The sequence below is a fragment of the Candidatus Wallbacteria bacterium genome (assembly GCA_028687545.1).
Taxonomy (GTDB): Bacteria; Muiribacteriota; JAQTZZ01; order JAQTZZ01; family JAQTZZ01; genus JAQTZZ01.
Window position 1 is genome coordinate 91,838 of sequence record JAQTZZ010000004.1, and the last position, 17,714, is coordinate 109,551.

Annotated in this window: 16 protein-coding genes; 14 read left to right on the top strand and 2 right to left on the bottom strand. The window is 51.8% G+C overall.

The window, feature by feature from the left end; translation table 11 throughout:
- The first annotated feature begins 129 nt into the window (after positions 1–129).
- The 5 genes from PHW04_02970 to PHW04_02990 all read left to right on the top strand — a co-directional run bounded on the left by PHW04_02970 (position 130) and on the right by PHW04_02990 (position 3,218).
- Positions 130–330, top strand: a complete 201-nt coding sequence (locus tag PHW04_02970) for a DUF2281 domain-containing protein (GenBank protein MDD2714838.1) — start codon at positions 130–132, stop codon at positions 328–330.
- The gene (locus PHW04_02975; protein ID MDD2714839.1) at positions 330–722 is read left to right on the top strand and encodes a PIN domain-containing protein; all 393 of its coding nucleotides are present in this window, start codon (positions 330–332) and stop codon (positions 720–722) included. The genes PHW04_02970 and PHW04_02975 overlap by 1 nt, the downstream gene beginning before the upstream one ends.
- Positions 723–923: 201 nt before the next feature.
- Positions 924–1,223: a hypothetical protein gene (locus PHW04_02980; GenBank protein MDD2714840.1), complete on the top strand. Its 300-nt coding sequence runs from the start codon at positions 924–926 to the stop codon at positions 1,221–1,223.
- Positions 1,193–1,828: a nucleotidyl transferase AbiEii/AbiGii toxin family protein gene (locus PHW04_02985; protein MDD2714841.1), complete on the top strand. Its 636-nt coding sequence runs from the start codon at positions 1,193–1,195 to the stop codon at positions 1,826–1,828. The genes PHW04_02980 and PHW04_02985 overlap by 31 nt, the downstream gene beginning before the upstream one ends.
- Positions 1,829–2,027: 199 nt before the next feature.
- A complete protein-coding gene (locus PHW04_02990) occupies positions 2,028–3,218 on the top strand; it encodes an ATP-binding protein (protein MDD2714842.1) in 1,191 nt (396 codons plus the stop codon).
- Positions 3,219–3,278: 60 nt separating this feature from the next.
- Here PHW04_02990 and PHW04_02995 read toward each other — a convergent pair whose 3' ends face one another.
- Positions 3,279–4,232, bottom strand: coding sequence for a DMT family transporter (locus PHW04_02995; protein MDD2714843.1), 954 nt, complete (start codon positions 4,230–4,232; stop codon positions 3,279–3,281).
- 105 nt (positions 4,233–4,337) lie between these two features.
- Here PHW04_02995 and ahcY point away from each other — a divergent pair, with 105 nt between their 5' ends.
- The 9 genes from ahcY (at position 4,338) to PHW04_03040 (ending at position 15,230) form a co-directional block, all read left to right on the top strand.
- Positions 4,338–5,834: an adenosylhomocysteinase gene (ahcY, locus tag PHW04_03000; GenBank protein MDD2714844.1), complete on the top strand. Its 1,497-nt coding sequence runs from the start codon at positions 4,338–4,340 to the stop codon at positions 5,832–5,834.
- Positions 5,835–6,056: 222 nt separating this feature from the next.
- Positions 6,057–7,670: an L-aspartate oxidase gene (nadB, locus tag PHW04_03005; GenBank protein ID MDD2714845.1), complete on the top strand. Its 1,614-nt coding sequence runs from the start codon at positions 6,057–6,059 to the stop codon at positions 7,668–7,670.
- On the top strand, positions 7,621–8,157 hold the full coding sequence (pyrR, locus tag PHW04_03010; GenBank protein ID MDD2714846.1) for a bifunctional pyr operon transcriptional regulator/uracil phosphoribosyltransferase PyrR: 537 nt from the start codon (positions 7,621–7,623) through the stop codon (positions 8,155–8,157). Before nadB ends, pyrR begins: the two co-directional genes overlap by 50 nt.
- A complete protein-coding gene (locus tag PHW04_03015) occupies positions 8,154–9,086 on the top strand; it encodes an aspartate carbamoyltransferase catalytic subunit (GenBank protein ID MDD2714847.1) in 933 nt (310 codons plus the stop codon). The genes pyrR and PHW04_03015 overlap by 4 nt, the downstream gene beginning before the upstream one ends.
- A complete protein-coding gene (locus PHW04_03020) occupies positions 9,067–10,338 on the top strand; it encodes a dihydroorotase (protein ID MDD2714848.1) in 1,272 nt (423 codons plus the stop codon). The genes PHW04_03015 and PHW04_03020 overlap by 20 nt, the downstream gene beginning before the upstream one ends.
- 86 nt (positions 10,339–10,424) lie before the next feature.
- A complete protein-coding gene (locus PHW04_03025) occupies positions 10,425–11,147 on the top strand; it encodes a hypothetical protein (protein ID MDD2714849.1) in 723 nt (240 codons plus the stop codon).
- Positions 11,131–11,976 carry a dihydroorotate dehydrogenase gene (locus tag PHW04_03030; GenBank protein ID MDD2714850.1) on the top strand — a complete coding sequence of 282 codons (846 nt, stop codon included), beginning with the start codon at positions 11,131–11,133 and terminating at the stop codon, positions 11,974–11,976. The genes PHW04_03025 and PHW04_03030 overlap by 17 nt, the downstream gene beginning before the upstream one ends.
- A gap of 45 nt (positions 11,977–12,021) precedes the next feature.
- Entirely contained in the window at positions 12,022–12,789 is a 768-nt protein-coding gene (locus PHW04_03035) for a hypothetical protein (GenBank protein ID MDD2714851.1), read from the top strand.
- Between the two features lie 68 nt (positions 12,790–12,857).
- On the top strand, positions 12,858–15,230 hold the full coding sequence (locus tag PHW04_03040) for a M14 family metallopeptidase (protein MDD2714852.1): 2,373 nt from the start codon (positions 12,858–12,860) through the stop codon (positions 15,228–15,230).
- 64 nt (positions 15,231–15,294) lie between these two features.
- On the opposite strand, the gene PHW04_03045 is transcribed toward PHW04_03040, so the two are convergent.
- Positions 15,295–17,679, bottom strand: coding sequence for a sodium-translocating pyrophosphatase (locus PHW04_03045; protein ID MDD2714853.1), 2,385 nt, complete (start codon positions 17,677–17,679; stop codon positions 15,295–15,297).
- Between the last annotated feature and the right edge of the window lie 35 nt (positions 17,680–17,714).

Sequence of the window (17,714 nt, forward strand, 5' to 3'; positions counted from 1 at the left end):
TCAAAAAAAATCAGGAACGGATGGATCCCTGCTTCCGCAGGGATGACGAAACGGGCGGTGGGAATTGACAAGACTGTAAGCCAAATGTAAGATATTGAAGATATTGTAAACTTAAAGGATCAAGAAATTATGAATATTGAAAGCAAAATCAGAATACTGCCGAACGAATTGCGCAGGGAAGTCCTTGATTTTATCGATTTTCTTCTTGCCAAAAGGGAAAATCACAAAGGGAGAAAGCCAAGCCTTGAATGGATCGGCGGGCTTTCCGAATTCCAGGGAAAATTTACCGCAATGGAACTCCAGAAAAAATCTCTTGATTGGCGTGACTGATGTATCTTCTTGACACTAATGTTTTTATTGAAGGATTGCTCGGGCAGGAAAAAGCTGAAGAGGTTAGAAGCCTCTTCCTGAAAGTCAGGCTTGACGAACTTTTCATCACTGATCTTTCCATCCATTCGATTGGAATAATCCTTTTCCGGCTCAAAAAAATTGAACTGTTCCACACCTTTTTAAGTGATCTTCTTATCGATGGAATCAATATTGTGACCTTGAATCCTGAAGAAATGAAAGATCTTGAAAAGGTTGCCGGGGAATATCACTTGGATTTTGATGATTCATATCAACTCTGGGCTTCTGTCAAGAACGGATTGAAGCTGGTAAGCTATGATTCTGATTTTGATAAGCCTGGAATCAATGCCGTCAAACCAGTTGAAATCAACTGAATCTTCTCTTGCGGATAATATCGACCACTGTAATTTCATGGTAAATCAGAAAGAATTTCGGATGCAGCGGGATTTTTTTGTGTTTGAATTTCAAAAGAACGAAGTAAATGCAGAAATAGAGTTCGCTGCAGCAGGTGCGGAAATCTGGTAGAATTAATGGGGAACAGGGAAAGAAAATTTTGAATGATGGTGGGGACTGTTATGAGTGAAGACAAGCTCAGCCTTGAAGAGCGGAAACTGCTCGGCTGCCTTTTCTGGGATGTGGCAGTGGAGTCCATTGTAACCGGAAAGCACGATTTTTTTATTGTGGAAAGAATCATTACTCTCGGCAATCCCGAACAGGTGAACTGGATGCTGAAAAAATTTCCAGTTGAGCTGCTGATTGAAGTGCTCAGAAAATCCAGGAATCTTGATAAAAAAGGTGCCAATTTCTGGGCTGTCCATTTTGGTGTTCCTCTGGATGAGGTTTTATGTTTGAAAAATCAATCGATCCTGAACTGATTGGAATTATTGACAAGATTTCACTGAAGAGAGATTTTGCAGAGTCGTTTTATCTTGCCGGCGGAACGGCTCTGGCTCTGCATCTGGGCCATCGGAAAAGCGTTGACCTGGATTTCTTTTCCGAAAAAAAGTTCAATACCGACTATTTCTGCCGCTGTATTACCGGACTTGGTGGTACGATCGCTGCGGAAGATCAGGAAACAATCCAGGCTTTCATAAACAATGTAAAAATATCCCTGTTTTATTATCCTTATCGAGTTCTGCAGAATTTTTCCGGTTTCAGGGGCATCCAGGTTGCCGGGATTCCTGATATAGCCTGCATGAAGGTGATTGCGGTTTCTCAGCGCGCGGAAAAAAAGGATTTTTATGATCTTTTTGAGATTTTGAGAAAGACATCCCCACCTGATCTGAAGCAGGCGATCCTGGATAAATACGGCCCAGGCAGGATCAACTGTTACCATGTCCTGAAAGCTCTGTTTTATTTTGCGGATGCGGAAAAATCTCCTGATCCGATCAGCCTGAACAATACCGCCTGGAACGATGTAAAGCGATTTTTTCTTGATAATGAACGGAAAATCAAGGAATCGCTCTGCCCCGAAGAGTAGACAGAAAACATCATCCAGCAAACAACAAATAAATGCAGAAATTGAGTTCGCTGAGGCAGATCAGGAGTAAAACAGTAATCAGTAAGATCAGATTCATTGGGATGACAGGTTTATCAATTTTAAGATTAATTTTGCATTCAGGAACAGCATTGAGTAAAATTACTCAATGCACTGAGCAAAAATAAAAAAGAGGCTTTGAATGTTTAAAAGACCGGTGTTCTCGGAGTTTCTGAAAAGATGCAGGGCAAAGCGGAACTTTATCCAGGTACTTTCAGGCCCCAGGCAAACAGGAAAGACTACCCTGGTCAGGCAGATGATGCAGGAGATTTCGGTTCCAGTTCATTATGCCTCAGCGGATGAACCGCTGCTAAAGGACCGGGCTTGGCTGACGCAGCAATGGGAGACTGCAAGGGCGCTGTGCAGGAATCGTGAAGGATTGGTTGTTCTGGACGAAATCCAGAAAATTCAGGACTGGTCCGAGACAGTCAAGCGGCTCTGGGACGAGGACACAGCTTCCGGAAGCGGGTTGAGAGCAGTAATTCTCGGCTCATCCCCGCTGTTGGTCCGTAAAGGCTTATCAGACAGCCTAGCCGGCAGATTCGAAACAATTCCTGTCACGCATTGGTCGTTTCCAGAAATGAAGGCTGCTTTCGGCTGGGATCTGCTGAAATACATATATTATGGAGGCTATCCGGGGAGCGCCGCGCTGATCGAGGATCACGAACGATGGAGGCATTATATCCTGGATTCATTGATCGAAACCACGGTTTCCAGAGACATTCTGCTTATGAACCGGGTGGAAAAACCTGTTCTGCTGCGCAGGCTGTTTGAGCTTGGCTGCACATATTCCGGTCAGGTGCTGTCTTATCAGAAAATGCTCGGGCAATTGCAGGACGCCGGCAATACGACCACTCTGGCCCATTACCTGGAATTGCTTGATTCCGCAGGGCTGCTCACAGGGCTCCAGAAATTTTACGGTGATGCTGCAAGAACGAGGTCTTCCAGCCCCAAGTTCATGGTCTACAACACCGCCCTTTTAAGTGCACTCTCGTCCCATTCATATGAAGCTGCAGTCGGACAGCCTGAAATCTTTGGACGGCTGGTGGAATCTGCGGTTGGCGCGACGCTGTTAAACGGGGCAAAGGGAAAGAGGCTGGAAGTTTATTACTGGGCAGGCGGAAACCGGGAAGTGGATTTTGTGCTTCGATCCGGAAAAACAGTGACTGCGATTGAAGTGAAAAGCGGTAGAAAAAAAACCTCACTTCAGGGCCTGGAACAATTCAACGGGAAATTCAGGGTTGATCATACTTTGCTGGTCGGCACAGGAGGCATTCCATTGGAAACATTTTTAGCAAGCCCGGTTGAAGAATGGGTGACTTCGATCCAGTAAGGCTCGATGAAATAGCCGTTTGAGATGCAGAGGGATTTTTTTGTGCCTGAATTTCTTTGATCAGCTCTGCTCTTTTTTCAGCGACAGTATAATTATCCCTGTCATGATCAGGGCCATGCCTGAGAGTTTCGGGATCGGCAGGGATTCTCCCAGAATCAGCACAGACATCAGAGTGGTGAGAGCAGGCTCCAGGGAGAGGAAGATGCCAAGCAGGTAGTTCTCTACTTTGCCTGACACATAGGAGAGCAAAGTGAAGAAAGCTACTGTGCCGATCAGGACCAGGCCCAGGAAATGCAGGGCTACTTCGGGTCTGAGCGGGATCAGGCCTGAGAAATGATAAGGGTCGATGCCTGAGCGGATCACCAGCGCATCCAGGATTACTGCAGCCAGGGCTCCCACCATGAACACATAGAAGTTCACCACTGCTGTGGAGAGATTTCTCAGCTTGTACCAGCGGTGGCAGATTACGCCTGTGCCGAACAGATTGCCTGAGACTATCGCTGTGACGATCCCGATCAGCGAGGCGTCCGCCTTGTCCCAGAGGAGCAGGGCCAGGCCTGTCAGCACTATGGCGAGCGAGATGTAAGCCCGGCCGCTGGGCTTTTCAGAGAGGATCAGATACCCATACAACATGTTGGAGACTGGATAGAGGAAAAAGAGGAAAGTGGCGAAACCTGCCGGAGTGCCGATGCAGATGCTGTAGAAGAACATCAGCATTGCGGCGAAAGTGGGCACCAGGCCATGGTAAATTAAAACAAGCCAGGGGAGCGGCGCTGCGGCCCGGATTTGCTGGCGGTTTTCGTTGACTGAGGATTGCCTGGCGTCAGTTTCCACGAAAGTGAACCAGCGGCGCTTATACAGGAAATAGAAGAAGATGGCGGCAAAGAACAGGCGCCATTTCAGGAGCGAGAGCGGGTAGGCTATGCCTGCCCTGGAAAGGCCTGAGACGAAGATCGCGATGGTCGATCCGCAGAAAGAAGTCAGGAAGCAGAGGAGCAGGGTGCGAGTTTTCACGGTGTTATCATATCACAGGAACTGACTATTGGTAACCTGATACCCTGCTATGCTAAAATAATGGCCTGGAAGATTTTGATAAATCAATAAATTGCCGGAGGTACCATGAAGAAGAACGGAACTGAAATGGAGCGGGAAACAGGGAAGGGAAAAGCCAGAGCCTCCAGCAGGCCTGAGACAGCTTACCTGCCGCTCAACCTCAAGCTGACTCACAAAGTCGCTGACATGACGCTCGCAGAACTGGGCAGGAAAGAGATGCAGCTTGCAGAGCGCGAGATGCCGGGGCTGATGGCTGTGCGCGAAAAGTACGGCCCCAAGAAACCGTTGAAAGGGCTGAAACTGACCGGCAGCCTGCATATGACGATCCAGACGGCCATGCTGATCGAGACACTCAAGGTGCTGGGAGCGGACATCCGCTGGGCTTCCTGCAATATCTTCTCAACCCAGGACGAGGCTGCGGCAGCGATCGTCAGAGCCGGAACAGCCGCAGTCTTCGCCTGGAAGGGCGAGACACTGGAAGAATACTGGTGGTGCACTGAGCAGGCCCTGACCTGGCCTGACGGCTCAGGCCCAGACCTGATCGTGGACGACGGCGGTGACGCCACGCTGCTCGTGCATTACGGCGTGAAAGCCGAGCGCAAGCCTGCCATCCTGGACGGGAAAGCGGACAACAAGGAATTCGCGATCGTGATGGACAGGGTCAGAGAGTCAATCGACAGGAATCCCAAGCACTGGACCAGGATCGCTTCCAAAATCAGGGGCGTGTCCGAAGAGACCACGACAGGCGTGCACAGGCTGTATCAGATGAAGGAAAAGAACGAGCTGCTCTTCCCTGCGATCAATGTGAACGATTCTGTCACAAAATCCAAGTTCGACAATTTATACGGCTGCCGCGAATCCCTGGCTGACGGCATCAAGCGCGCCACAGATATCATGGTGGCAGGCAAAACTGTGGTGATCTGCGGATATGGCGATGTGGGCAAGGGCTGCTCCCAGTCCATGCGCGGCTTCGGAGCCAGAGTGGTAGTGACTGAGATCGACCCGATCTGCGCCCTGCAGGCGGCCATGGCAGGATTCGAAGTCACGACTCTGGAAGAAGTGGTTTCCCAGGGCGACATTTTTGTCACCACCACAGGAAACTGCAGGGTGATCGCAGGATCGCACATGGAGAAGATGAAGGACGAGGCGATTGTCTGCAACATCGGGCATTTCGACAGCGAGATCGACATGCATTACCTGGAAACCACCAAAGGCTGCAGAAAGTTGAACATCAAGCCCCAGGTGGACCGCTGGACCCTTAAATCCGGCCGTTCCATCTTAATACTGGCCGAAGGCAGGCTGGTGAATCTCGGCTGCGCCAAGGGACACCCGAGCTTCGTGATGAGCACCAGTTTCACAAACCAGTGCCTGGCTCAGATCGAACTGGCCACCAAAAAGCACGACCTGAATGTGTTCACAATCAGCAAGAAGCTGGACGAGGAAGTCGCCAGGCTGCATCTGGGCCGGCTCGGCGTGAAACTGACCAAGCTGAGCAAGGAGCAGGCGGACTACTTGAGTGTGCCGGTAGAAGGGCCGTACAAGGCAGAGAACTACAGATATTAATGTTGAATGCTGAATTACAGATATTGCTAATGCTGTTTTCTTCCCATTCAACATTTATAATTTAAAATTAAAAATTATTGTTCTAAAAAAACAGACTGTGGCCCAGTCTGTTTTTTTCTTGTAGACCTCACGACCGTGTGATAAAATCCATTAAAATCTGTTATCAAACCCTCGAATGAAGAGGGTTTGAAACGGCTTTTAAAATCAGGAATAATACGGGTCGTGAAAAAACTTTTTAACGCACACCTGTCTTTCCCCAAACCTGTCAAAACCATCCCTGCTGATATCGTGATTATCGGATCCGGACTCGCCGGTCTGATGGCGGCAGTCGCCTGCGCCGAATCAGGCCTGAATCCAGTGATCCTGACCAGGGAGAAAAAGCTCTCCAGTTCGTCGTCGCTCGCCCAGGGAGGCATCGCCTGCGTCTGGGACGATCCGGACAGCCTGCAGGATCATTACCAGGACACCCTGAAGGCCGGTTATTACTACAACAACCGGGAAGCCGTGAAAATCCTGGTGGAAGAGGGGCAGCAGGTGGTCACTTCTTTGGTCCGGCTGGGCATGAAATTCGATGACAAGAATCGGATCATAGAACTCGGGCAGGAAGGGGCGCATTCATTCAGGCGGATTCTGCATGCCGGAGGGGACGCCACAGGCTGGAATCTGGTGCAGTTTTTGATGGGCATGGTGCACAACCAGGGACGGACCAGGATCGTGGAAGAGGCTTTCGTCTACGATCTGGCGATCGAAGACTGCGAATGCAGGGGGGTTTTTTCCACTTCTGAAGAGGGGCCGGTTTTCTGGAACAGTAAAGCTGTGATCGTGGCTTCAGGCGGCTTCGGCCAGATCTACAGATACACCACCCAGGCAGAGACGAATTACGGCGAAATTTTAGCTGAAACATTCCTGCATGGTGCCACTATTTCGGACATGGAATTTGTCCAGTTCCACCCCACTGCGTTTGTAGGCGAGGATGGCACGACATTTCTGATCACTGAAGCCTTGCGCGGCGAAGGCGCGTATCTGCTCAATGAAAAAGGCGAGCGCTTCATGAACGGTGTGCACGAACTGATGGAGCTCGCGCCCCGCGATATAGTATCCAGAGCCATAGTGGCGCAGAAAAAAGCTTTCATCGATGCCAGGCATCTCCCCGGGAAATTTCTGACCGAGCGTTTCCCCACGATTTTCAACAACTGCCTCAGGAAGGGATATGACCTGAGAACCCAGCTCCTGCCGATCCGGCCGGTGGCACATTACACAATCGGCGGGCTGAAGACCGACCTCTGCGGAGGATCCGATATCGCCGGACTTTACGCCTGTGGAGAGGCCGCAAATGTAGGGTGCCACGGGGCCAACCGGCTGGCCAGCAATTCCCTGCTCGAAGCACTGGTGTTCGGGCGCAGAGCCGGATTCGCGGCCGGAAAGTTCAGCCGCCATGGCCATCTCTCGGACAGGATCGGATCCACCGGGCGCGGCAGGAAGTTCAGCTGTCGGGACAGTGAAAAATTCAGAAATCTGATGACAGAGATCACCGGAGTGATCAGGGAAGGGACTAAACTACAGGAACTGGTGGATGGGATTGAGCGGAAATTAGGCGAATTTTCGGAAACCGGAGTCAGTTTTGGCGGACTGCCTGGATATTACAGGCTGATCAATTCATACCTGGTGGCAAAGAGTGCCCTGCTGAGGGCAGAAAGCCGGGGAGTGCATTTTCGGAAAGATTTTCCGCAGACAGACCCCAGATGGAGCAAAAGGATGAATTTCAATATTGAAAAGGGGATTACCTATGAAAAAGTTGATTGCGGACCGGAATCAGGTCGGTCGTCTGATCGCTGAATGTGCGAAACGGGTGGCCGGACTGACCGGAGCAGAAAAAGTCGTTTTCTTAGGCATCCAGACCAGGGGAGTGATTCTGGCTCAGCGGCTGATTGAGCAGTTGAAAAAACTGAAGAAGGGAAAATTTCCTCTGGGTACCCTGGACATCACCCTTTACCGTGACGACTTCACCCAGCTGGGAAAGCATCCGGTGGTGAAGGAGACCAGGATTGATTTCGACATCGAGGATAAGACCGTGATCCTGGTGGATGACGTATTATACACCGGCCGGACGATCAGGGCGGCCCTGGACGAGATCATCGATTTCGGCAGGCCTTCCCGCATAATGCTGCTGGTGCTGGTCGACAGGGGAGGCAGGGAACTGCCGATCCAGCCGGATATCTTCGGAGAATTAGTGGAAGCAGGGGACAACACAGACATCAGACTGATGCTTTCTGAAACCGACGGCGAGGATGCGATTTACATTGTAGAAGAGGAGGGTAGATGATGGAGAAAGGCCTGCATGACATCGAGAATCTCACCCGGGAGGACCTGGAGCTGGTGCTTCAGACCAGCGACACTTTCCTGGAGATCTGCACCAGGAAAGTGAAGAAGATCCCGACTCTGAGGGGAAAAACCATTTGCCTGTTCTTTATCGAACCGTCCACCAGGACCAGGATTTCTTTTGAGATAGCTGCCAAGCGGATGAGCGCGGATGTGATCAATTTCACGGCTTCCACCAGCAGCCTGCAGAAGGGAGAGTCGCTCACAGACACTGTCAAGACGATCATGGCAATGGGAGTCGACCTTTTCGTGCTCAGGCATTCAGCGCCAGGTTCTTCCCGCAAGGTGGAGCAGGTGGCTGGAGTGCCTGTGATCAACGGCGGAGACGGCCCGCATGCCCACCCCACACAAGCCATGCTTGACCTTTATACGATTTACAGGCACAAGAAAAAGTTCCAGGATCTGAAGGTTGCCATCATCGGAGACATCTTCCATTCCAGGGTGGCGCGCTCCAATATTTTTTCCCTGACCAAGATGGGAGTGGACGTTACGCTCTGCGGCCCGCCGACACTGATCCCCAAGGAAATTGAAAAGCTCGGCGTCAGGGTCACCTACTCGGTCGAGGACGCCTGCAGGAACGCTGACGTGATCATGTGCCTCAGGATGCAGCTTGAGCGTCAGCAGAGCGGACTTTTCCCTTCGATGAGGGAATACATCCAGCTCTTCCGCATCGACGACCGGCGCTTCGCTCTTGCCAAGGACGACGCCATCATCATGCACCCGGGTCCGATGAACCGGGGGATCGAGATCACTCCTGAGATCGCTTATCATCCCCGCTCAGTGATCGAGGAACAGGTCACGAACGGGGTAGCGGTACGGATGGCTCTGTTTTATCTGCTGCTGGGGAGGGGAAATGAAGAAATTACTGATTAAAAACGCCAGAGTGCTGAGCCCTGAGGACGGGATCGACGAAATTCTGGACATAGTGATCAGGGACCGGAAAATCGAGAAGATCGGAAAACGGCTGACCGGGGACGAAACCATGGACATGGCGGGACTGGTGGTCTGCCCTGGATTCATAGACATGCACGTTCATCTGCGGGAGCCTGGTTACGAGGAAAAGGAAACCGTCTATACAGGCACCAAGGCCGGACTGAGGGGCGGATTCATTGCTCTGGCCTGCATGGCCAACACCAAACCTGTGGCAGACAACAGAGCCACGCTCGAATTCATCCTCAACCAGAATCAGAAGGCCGGATTCCTGAAATTGTACCCGATCGGAGCTGTGACCAAGGGGCAGAAGGGCGAGGAACTGGCCGAGATCGCCGATATTTACGCTGCCGGCGCAGTCGCGATTTCCGATGACGGTAAAGGGATCAATTCCTGCGCCATCATGAGGAGAGCCCTGGAATACAACAAAATGTTCCATGGCCCGCTGATCGTGCATGCAGAGGAGCAGACCCTGGCCAAAGACGGCATGATGAACGAGGGGCTCGTTGCCTCGCTGCTCGGTTTCCACGGCATACCCAGGGAAGCCGAAGACGTGATCGTAGCCAGGGACCTGGAACTGATCGCTTCCACAGATTCGAGCGTGCATTTCGCCCACGTTTCCACGCTCCGCTCCACAGCCCTGATCAGGGAGGCCAAGAAAAAAGGTCTGCCTGTCAGCGCTGAAGTCACCCCGCATCATCTGCTGCTCACAGATACGGCTGTCAAGAGCTTTGACACAAACACCAAGGTCAATCCCCCCCTGCGCACTCTGAACGACATCGAAGCGCTCTGCGAAGGCCTGCGCGACGGCACGATCGATGCCATCGCCTCAGACCATGCGCCGCACACTTTCGAGGACAAGGACTGTGAATACAGTTTCGCTCCCTTCGGCATCTCAGGGGTTGAGACAAGCGTACCCCTGATGCTTACATATATCGTGAAAAAAGGTGTGCTCACACTGGGCGACTTTGTGCGGAAGGTCTCAGTGAACCCGGCGAAGATCCTGCACCTGCCCTTAGGGACGATCAGGGAAGGCACAGAAGCCAACCTGACAGTGCTGGATCTGGAGGCTTCCGGTGAAGTCGATCCCGAGATCTTCCTGTCCAAAGGCAGGAACACTCCATTCAAGGGCTGGAAATACACAGGCAGGGCTGTATATGCGATCGTGGATGGCAGGGTCAATAAGATAGGTTAGTAAGTTTATAAGTTTGTAAGATTCGGAAAAGCATTTTAACTTGTAAACTTACCCTCTTACCAACTTACAAACCACTAGGTGATAAGATGTTAGCTAGTGTAATCGATAAAATCCTGATCTCCCCCCAGATCCTTGAACTGATCGTGGAATTTCCTGAACCTGTCGACGCGAAACCCGGGCAATACGGAATGTTCGACCTGGGGCCTGAATTCACTTTAGCCAGGGCTTTTTCCATTGGAAGCAAACTTTCGGACCGCAGGTACGGTTTTTTTATCCGGCAGAAGGGCCGGGGTACTGAAAAGCTTTTCCGGGAAAGCCTTGATTCCATTGAAGTTTTTTTTCCCCTTGGGAACGGATTTGAACTGGTATCAGGGTTGAAAATTCAACTGATCGCCGGTGGTTCCGGAATCTTTCCACTGGTTTATCTTGCTTCTCTACTGAAAAAGAGCAATCAGGTCACACTTTTGTTCGGCGCAAAGACGGATCAGGAGATAGTGCTGCTCGACCGTTTTGGCGTGAAAACGATCATCTGCACAGAAGAAGGATTGAAATACCAGAAGGGCCTGATCACTGATTACTGCGAGTCCGGTTTTGACCGCTGGTATGTCTGCGGCCCCAAAGGCATGTGCGCAGCCCTTTTTAAAAAACTTCCGAAAGACAAGACCTTTTATTCCATGGAAGAAAAATTCGCCTGCGGGTACGGGGTCTGCCTGGGTTGCAGCATCCGAACTGCCGGCGGGATGAGAAGGGTCTGCAAGGATGGCCCTGTTTTTTCAGGAAAGGAGCTCTGCGATGACTCTTTCCGCTAAAACAGTGTTCGGGCTCAAATTTAAAAACCCTGTTCTGAATGCCTCGGGTTGCCTGGGCTTCGGGCTGGAGTTCGCGGAATATTGTTCCCCGGAAATACTGGGGGGATTAGTCACCAAGGCGGTCACCATTACACCCAGGGACGGTAACTTACAGCCCAGGATCGCTGAATTCAAGGGCGGAATGATCAATTCCATCGGACTTGAAAATCCCGGAGTGGAAAGCTTCTGCAGGGATTATTATGATCAGATGACCTGGGACACCAACCTGATTGTAAATCTGGCTGGAAAATCTCCGGACGAGTATTGCGATCTGCTGAGAAAGTTGAAACATTGCGGGAGGATCGCTGCATTCGAGATCAATGTTTCCTGCCCGAATGCCATAGGCGGGATCGAAATCGGAACTTCTCCAGAACTGCTGAGGGGACTTTTAAAGAAAATCCGGAAACTGACTGAAAAACCTCTGATCATCAAGCTTTCACCTCTGGTGACAGACATCGCTGCCCTGGCCCTGATCTGCCAGGAGGAAGGCGCGGACGGGCTGACCCTGATCAATACCCTGAAGGGTGTCGCTTTTGACGCGGCAACCGGAAAACCGGTGCTCGGGAACGTGGTAGGTGGAATCTCGGGACCCTGCCTCAAGCCGCTTGCCGTCTACTGCGTCTATAAAGTCAGGGAAAAGGTCAGTCTTCCGATCATCGGCTGCGGCGGTATCGATTGCGCTCTGGATGTGCGGGAATTTCTGATCGCAGGCGCAGACCTTGTAGAGATCGGGACTGCGGCTTTCCAGTCTCCCTGGAAACTCAAGCAGATAATTGATGATTTGAATTGATGCCACACTTGTGTTCACGGTTTTTTTAGGGCATGATGGATATTTATGGAAAAACAGCAGAATCCGGTAAGCGGTAACAGGTACAGAATCACGACCGAAAACAGGGAAATCAAGACCATCCCTGTCTCAATCCTCAAACGGGGGATGGTGCTGGCAGACGACGTGAAGACCGGGAAGCGCATTCTGGCTGATTCAGGAAGTCTCCTCTCAGGTCTGATGATCGCGACATTCAGGAAAATGGGTGTTTCAAAGGTCAAGATCTATTCGGACCCTAAGCCTGAAAATCCCCTCCCGCCACTCGAATCCCCGGATATCAGCAATCAGATCGAGAAAGTCACCCATGCCGTGATGCTCTACGATGAAGAGACCGATGATCTGATGAAGATCAGGCGCCTGATCAAGAGCCTGACTCTCTCCCGGGACCCTGCGATCATCGAAGCCTGTGACTTTGTGCTGAATTATTACGAGGACATGCGTTCCAGGGCTCTGGCGATCGAAGCCCTGGACGGCATCAATGATGTCCAGGCTGTCGGCACGATCCTCACTGCCCTGCGGGATGACAGCCAGAGCGTTCGCCTGATCGCCCAGAAAGCGATCGGACCCTATCTGAACGAATCCGGCATCAGGGAACTGCTGCAGGTGATAGATTCCTGCCTGGACGAGGAAATCAAGGTCGAATTGTACGAGATTTTCAAAAAATACAGGAAAGCCGTCACACCTCTGGTCGAAAAGCTGGCAGATGAAATGGAAGTCACTGACAGGCTCAAGGTCCACCTCCTGCTGATCCAGGATCAAATCATCAAAGATAAGTAAGAGCGCCATGATTTCCCTTGCCCGGACCGGGTTATCCGGGTAAAATTGAAGGACGGGAAGGGGGCTTCATGACAAAATTGTTGATTTGCGCGGCATTGATTCTGACATTCACTCTCGAGGCAGCCAGACCAGTGATAGTGATCAAAGACTGGAAGACAGCCAGGATACTGCCTTCAGAATATTTCGACATCACAAGCGTGAACAGGAAAGCCGGTTATCTCACCGCAATCACAGGCGACAGGGGTCTGGAATGGCTCAAAGGCAAGAGAATTCCTTACGAATATCTGTATCGCGATGTGGAAGAACTTTACGCCAAGTACCGCTTCCGGGCTACCCCGGGCAACCGTTACCACACTTATGAGAAAGTCGTGCAGGAACTCAATGATTACGCCAAAAATTACCCTCAGATCGCACGCCTGGAAGTGATCGGTCAGAGCGTGGAAAAGCGCGATATTCTGGCGATCAGGATCGGCGGCAGCCGCGGTCTGGAGGAGACCAAACCGGCCGTGCTTTTCATGGGTGCCCATCACGCCAGGGAATGGATCTCAGTGGAAGTGCCGATGGCGATCATTGACAGACTCCTGACCTTGTATGGAAAAGATGCTGAAATCACGAAACTGGTCGATTCGCGCAAAGTCTGGGTCGTGCCGATGCAGAATCCGGACGGTGTGACTCACTGCCAGACCAAGGAAGACTGGCGCAAAAACAGGCGGGACAACAAGGACGGCAGTTTCGGTGTGGATACCAACCGTAATTATCCTGTGGAATGGGGTAACGGTGCCTCCACCTCCCCCTGGAGCGACACCTACCAGGGACCTGAGATATTCTCTGAACCTGAAAATCAGACCATCCGCGATTTCGTAAAGCGCGAGAAGTTCGTGACTTCAATTTCCTTCCACAGCCACGGCGAGGAAATCCTTTATCCCTGGAGCTACACTTCCGACATTAAAGCTCCTGACTTTGAGCTGCTTTCCGACCTGGCCCAGGGCATGGCTGCCATCAACGGTTATTCCCCGATCCAGAGCGCTGACCTGTACCCTTGCGGCGGCGAGTCGGACGACTGGCTCTACCGCGACAATAAATGCCTGTCCTTCACCATCGAACTGGCCTCTGATTTCATCCCAGCTGAATCCGAAGTGGACTCCATCTGCCTGAAAAACACGGATGCAGCCCTGTATCTTCTGAAGCGGGCTGGAAATCTCTGGCCTGTACTAAAGCATCAGCCCTGCGGTTCGACCACTGATAATGTCGGACCGTACATTGTGAAAGCCACGCTGGACCTGCAGCACAATCCGAATTTCAGTGTGCAGAGTTTCGTGCTGTCCTACAAAGCCGGCAACGAGATGTCTTTTTCCGAAACCAGTTTTACCGATACCGGCAGCGGAGCCTATGAAGCGAGGATTCCAGGCCAGGAATTCGGGAAGACAGTCGAATATTTCATCACGCTCAACAGTTCAACGCGCCTGCCTGAGAGCGGCACATACAATTTCAAGATTGAGCGGACCAACCGCCTGGTGGTGGACGACGACGACGGCAAGAACTACGAAAAATATGTGGCTGAAACCCTCGCTGCCGAAGGGCTCAGCTATACGCTTTACGACTTGAAGATGCAGGGCTCACCCGGCGGGGAATTCTTACGTGGATTCACTGAAGTGATCTGGCTCTGCGGCGACGATTCCGGCAAAACCCTGACCGAGGAGGACCAGCGGGCTCTCGGCGGCTATCTGGACCAGGGCGGCAGCCTGTTCCTCACGGGCCAGGACATCGGCTACAACATCAAGAGCAGCGATTTTTACAAGAAGTACCTTCATGCTTCGTACATAGACGACAATGCCAAGCTCTCCCATGTGAGCGGAGATTTCGCGGGGGTCATGCAGCTGTCAATGGATATCAGCGGCGGGGACGGAGCGGGAAATCAGCGCTATCCGGACGTGGTGGACGCTGTAGATGGAGGGGTCGTTTTCCTTCACTACGACGGGCAACCCACTGCCAAGTTCACGGCAGCAGATTACGGCGGCTCCAAATTCAGCGAGATCGCTCAGAATGATCGCCGTGGAAGAGCCGGGGAGAGCAAGGGCGCAGCAGTGCTGTTTGAAGGCAAATACAAAGTGATCTACCTGGGTTTCGGTTTTGAGGGGATCGGGAGTGTTGAACAGCGCAGATCGTTCCTGAAAGCCTCGCTGGAATGGCTGCTGCCTGCCACGCATCAGAAAATCCGCTCATTATTAAGCCTTTATGACAGCAAGCCGAATCCCAGAAAGGACCTGATCGAATACCGCCGCCTGACCGGCGCTGCCAGAGGCCTGGAAGACCTGATCATCACAGACCTGGAATCCGACCGGTCTCTGATCCCAGTTGCGCTGAAGACCCTCTCGAATTCCAGAAACCGGGTTGCCAAGGGGCTGGCCGGCCGGATCAGGGAACTGCAGAAAAACAAATAAGGAAACTGCATCCATAAAAAAAGAGCGGCCCATCCGGCCGCTCTTTTTGTTGTAATCAGTAGGGCTAGGCTGCATCCTTGGCAGGGATCCTCATTCCATAGAACGATCTCCAGACAAAGAACAACGCTACCAGGAAGAAGAGAAATCCGACCTTGGGGGCTATTGGCACGAAGCTTGGCACAATGGCTATTTCCATGGCCAGCAGGCCGAAGAGAGTGGTGAACTTGATGATCGGGTTCAATGCCACTGAAGTGGTGTCCTTGAACGGGTCGCCCACTGTGTCGCCGATCACAGTCGCTTCGTGCAGCGGAGTGCCTTTTTCCTTCAGGTCTACTTCCACGAGCTTCTTGGCATTGTCCCAGCAGCCGCCCGCATTGGCCATATAGATGGCAGAGAAGAGCCCGAACACCGCGATCGAGATCAGATAGCTGATGAAGAAGGCGGCGGGCATCGGATTCGCATTGTCAGCGGCGGAAAAGAAGGCAAACGCCAGGGTGAAGCAGAAGATGGCCAGGAAGATGTTGAACATGCCGGCCTGTGCATACTGGGTGCAGATCTTCACCACTTCTTTGCTCTTTTCAATATCTGCCCCGGCCTGCTCCTCAAGCTTGATATTCTTCTTGATATACTCCACTGCGCGGTAAGCGCCGGTGGTCACAGCCTGCATCGAAGCTCCGGAAAACCAGTAGATCACCATTCCACCGGCGATCGTGCCCAGGATGGAATAGGGATTGAGCAGGTTGAGGACTTTTTCCGGTTCAACGCCCAGGGTATTCTTCAACACAAGTATCAGAGAAAAGATCATTGTGGTTGCGCCGACGACAGCTGTACCGATCAGCACAGGCTTGGCCGTGGCTTTGAAAGTATTGCCTGCTCCGTCGTTGGCTTCCAGGTAATGCTTGCTCTTTTCAAAATCCGGCTTGAACTTGAATTCTTTCTCAATTTCGGCTGCCACATTCGGAACGCTTTCGATCATGGAAAGTTCATAAATGGACTGGGCGTTGTCTGTGACAGGACCGTAAGAGTCGACCGCGATCGTGACCGGACCCATGCCCAGGAATCCGAAAGCCACCAGGCCGAAGGCGAAGATGGAGGGATAGAGCATGAAAGCGGCAAGCCCGTAACTGGAGGTCACATATGCTGCGAACATCAGCACCATGATGATCAGGCCGATCCAGAAGGCGCTGAAATTTCCAGCCACTATGCCGGAGAGGATGGTGAGCGAGGCTCCGCCTTCGCGGCTTGCAGTCACCACTTCCTTGACGTGAGCGGATTTGGTGGAGGTGAAAATTTTGGTGAATTCCGGGATCAGGGCTGCGGCCAGAGTGCCGCAGGAGATAATCACAGAAAGCTTCAGCCACAGGTTGTCCGGCATTCCAGAGAGCTGCCAGTAGGAAACTCCGAAAGTCATGCAGATGGACAGCAGCGAGGTGATCCAGACCAGCATGGTCAGCTGATGCTCGAAATCCAGATCATCATTTCCCTGATTGGCTGAAGTGGTATAAGCTTTAGTGATCCAGAAGGACACCAGAGAAGTTACGATCATCAAAATACGCATGACGAAGATCCAGGTCAGAAGCTCGGTCTGATCCTCCACCTTAGTCACAGCGAGTACAATGAAGCTGATCAGGGCCACGCCGGTCACACCGTATGTTTCAAAACCATCGGCTGTGGGGCCAACTGAATCGCCTGCATTGTCGCCTGTGCAGTCGGCGATCACGCCCGGGTTGCGGGGGTCGTCTTCCTTGATGTTGAAAACTATCTTCATCAAGTCAGAGCCGATGTCGGCAATCTTGGTGAAAATTCCGCCGCAGATCCTGAGTGCGCTCGCACCCAGCGATTCACCGATCGCGAAGCCTACGAAACAGTTTCCAGCCCATTCCCTGGGCACGAAAAGCAGGATGATCAGCATCATCACCAGTTCCACAGAGACAAGCAGCACGCCGATGCTCATGCCTGCGTCCAGCGGAATGTTGAAAAGCTTGATCGGATTCTTCTCGAGCGAGGCAAAGGCCATCCGGCCGTTGGCCACCGTATTCATGCGGATGCCGAACCAGGCCACTCCGTATGAGCCCAGAATGCCGATCACAGACCAGAGCAGGATCAGAAGCACTCCGGATGCCGCGTTTTCCTGGAGATATCCGAAATAGAAGATTATGCAGAGCGCGATGAATGTTTCCAGCACTATCAACAGTTTTCCCTGCTGGATCAGATAGGTTTTGCAGGTCTCGTAAATCAGGTTTGACGTATCTGCCATGGCTTTGTGAATCGGCAGGGCTTTGACTCGCTGGTACTGGAAAAAGCCGAAAAAACAGCCCAGTACACAGATTATGAGCCCTATGTACAAAAACTGGGTCTGTCCGTAAGAAAGATCCGGAATTTTAATGTTGGATTCGCTGGCCCAGAGCGGCAGGCTGGTAAGCATTACGAGCAGCGCTAGAAACCTCATTGTACCTCCAGTGATGATAGATTCTCTGATCATGT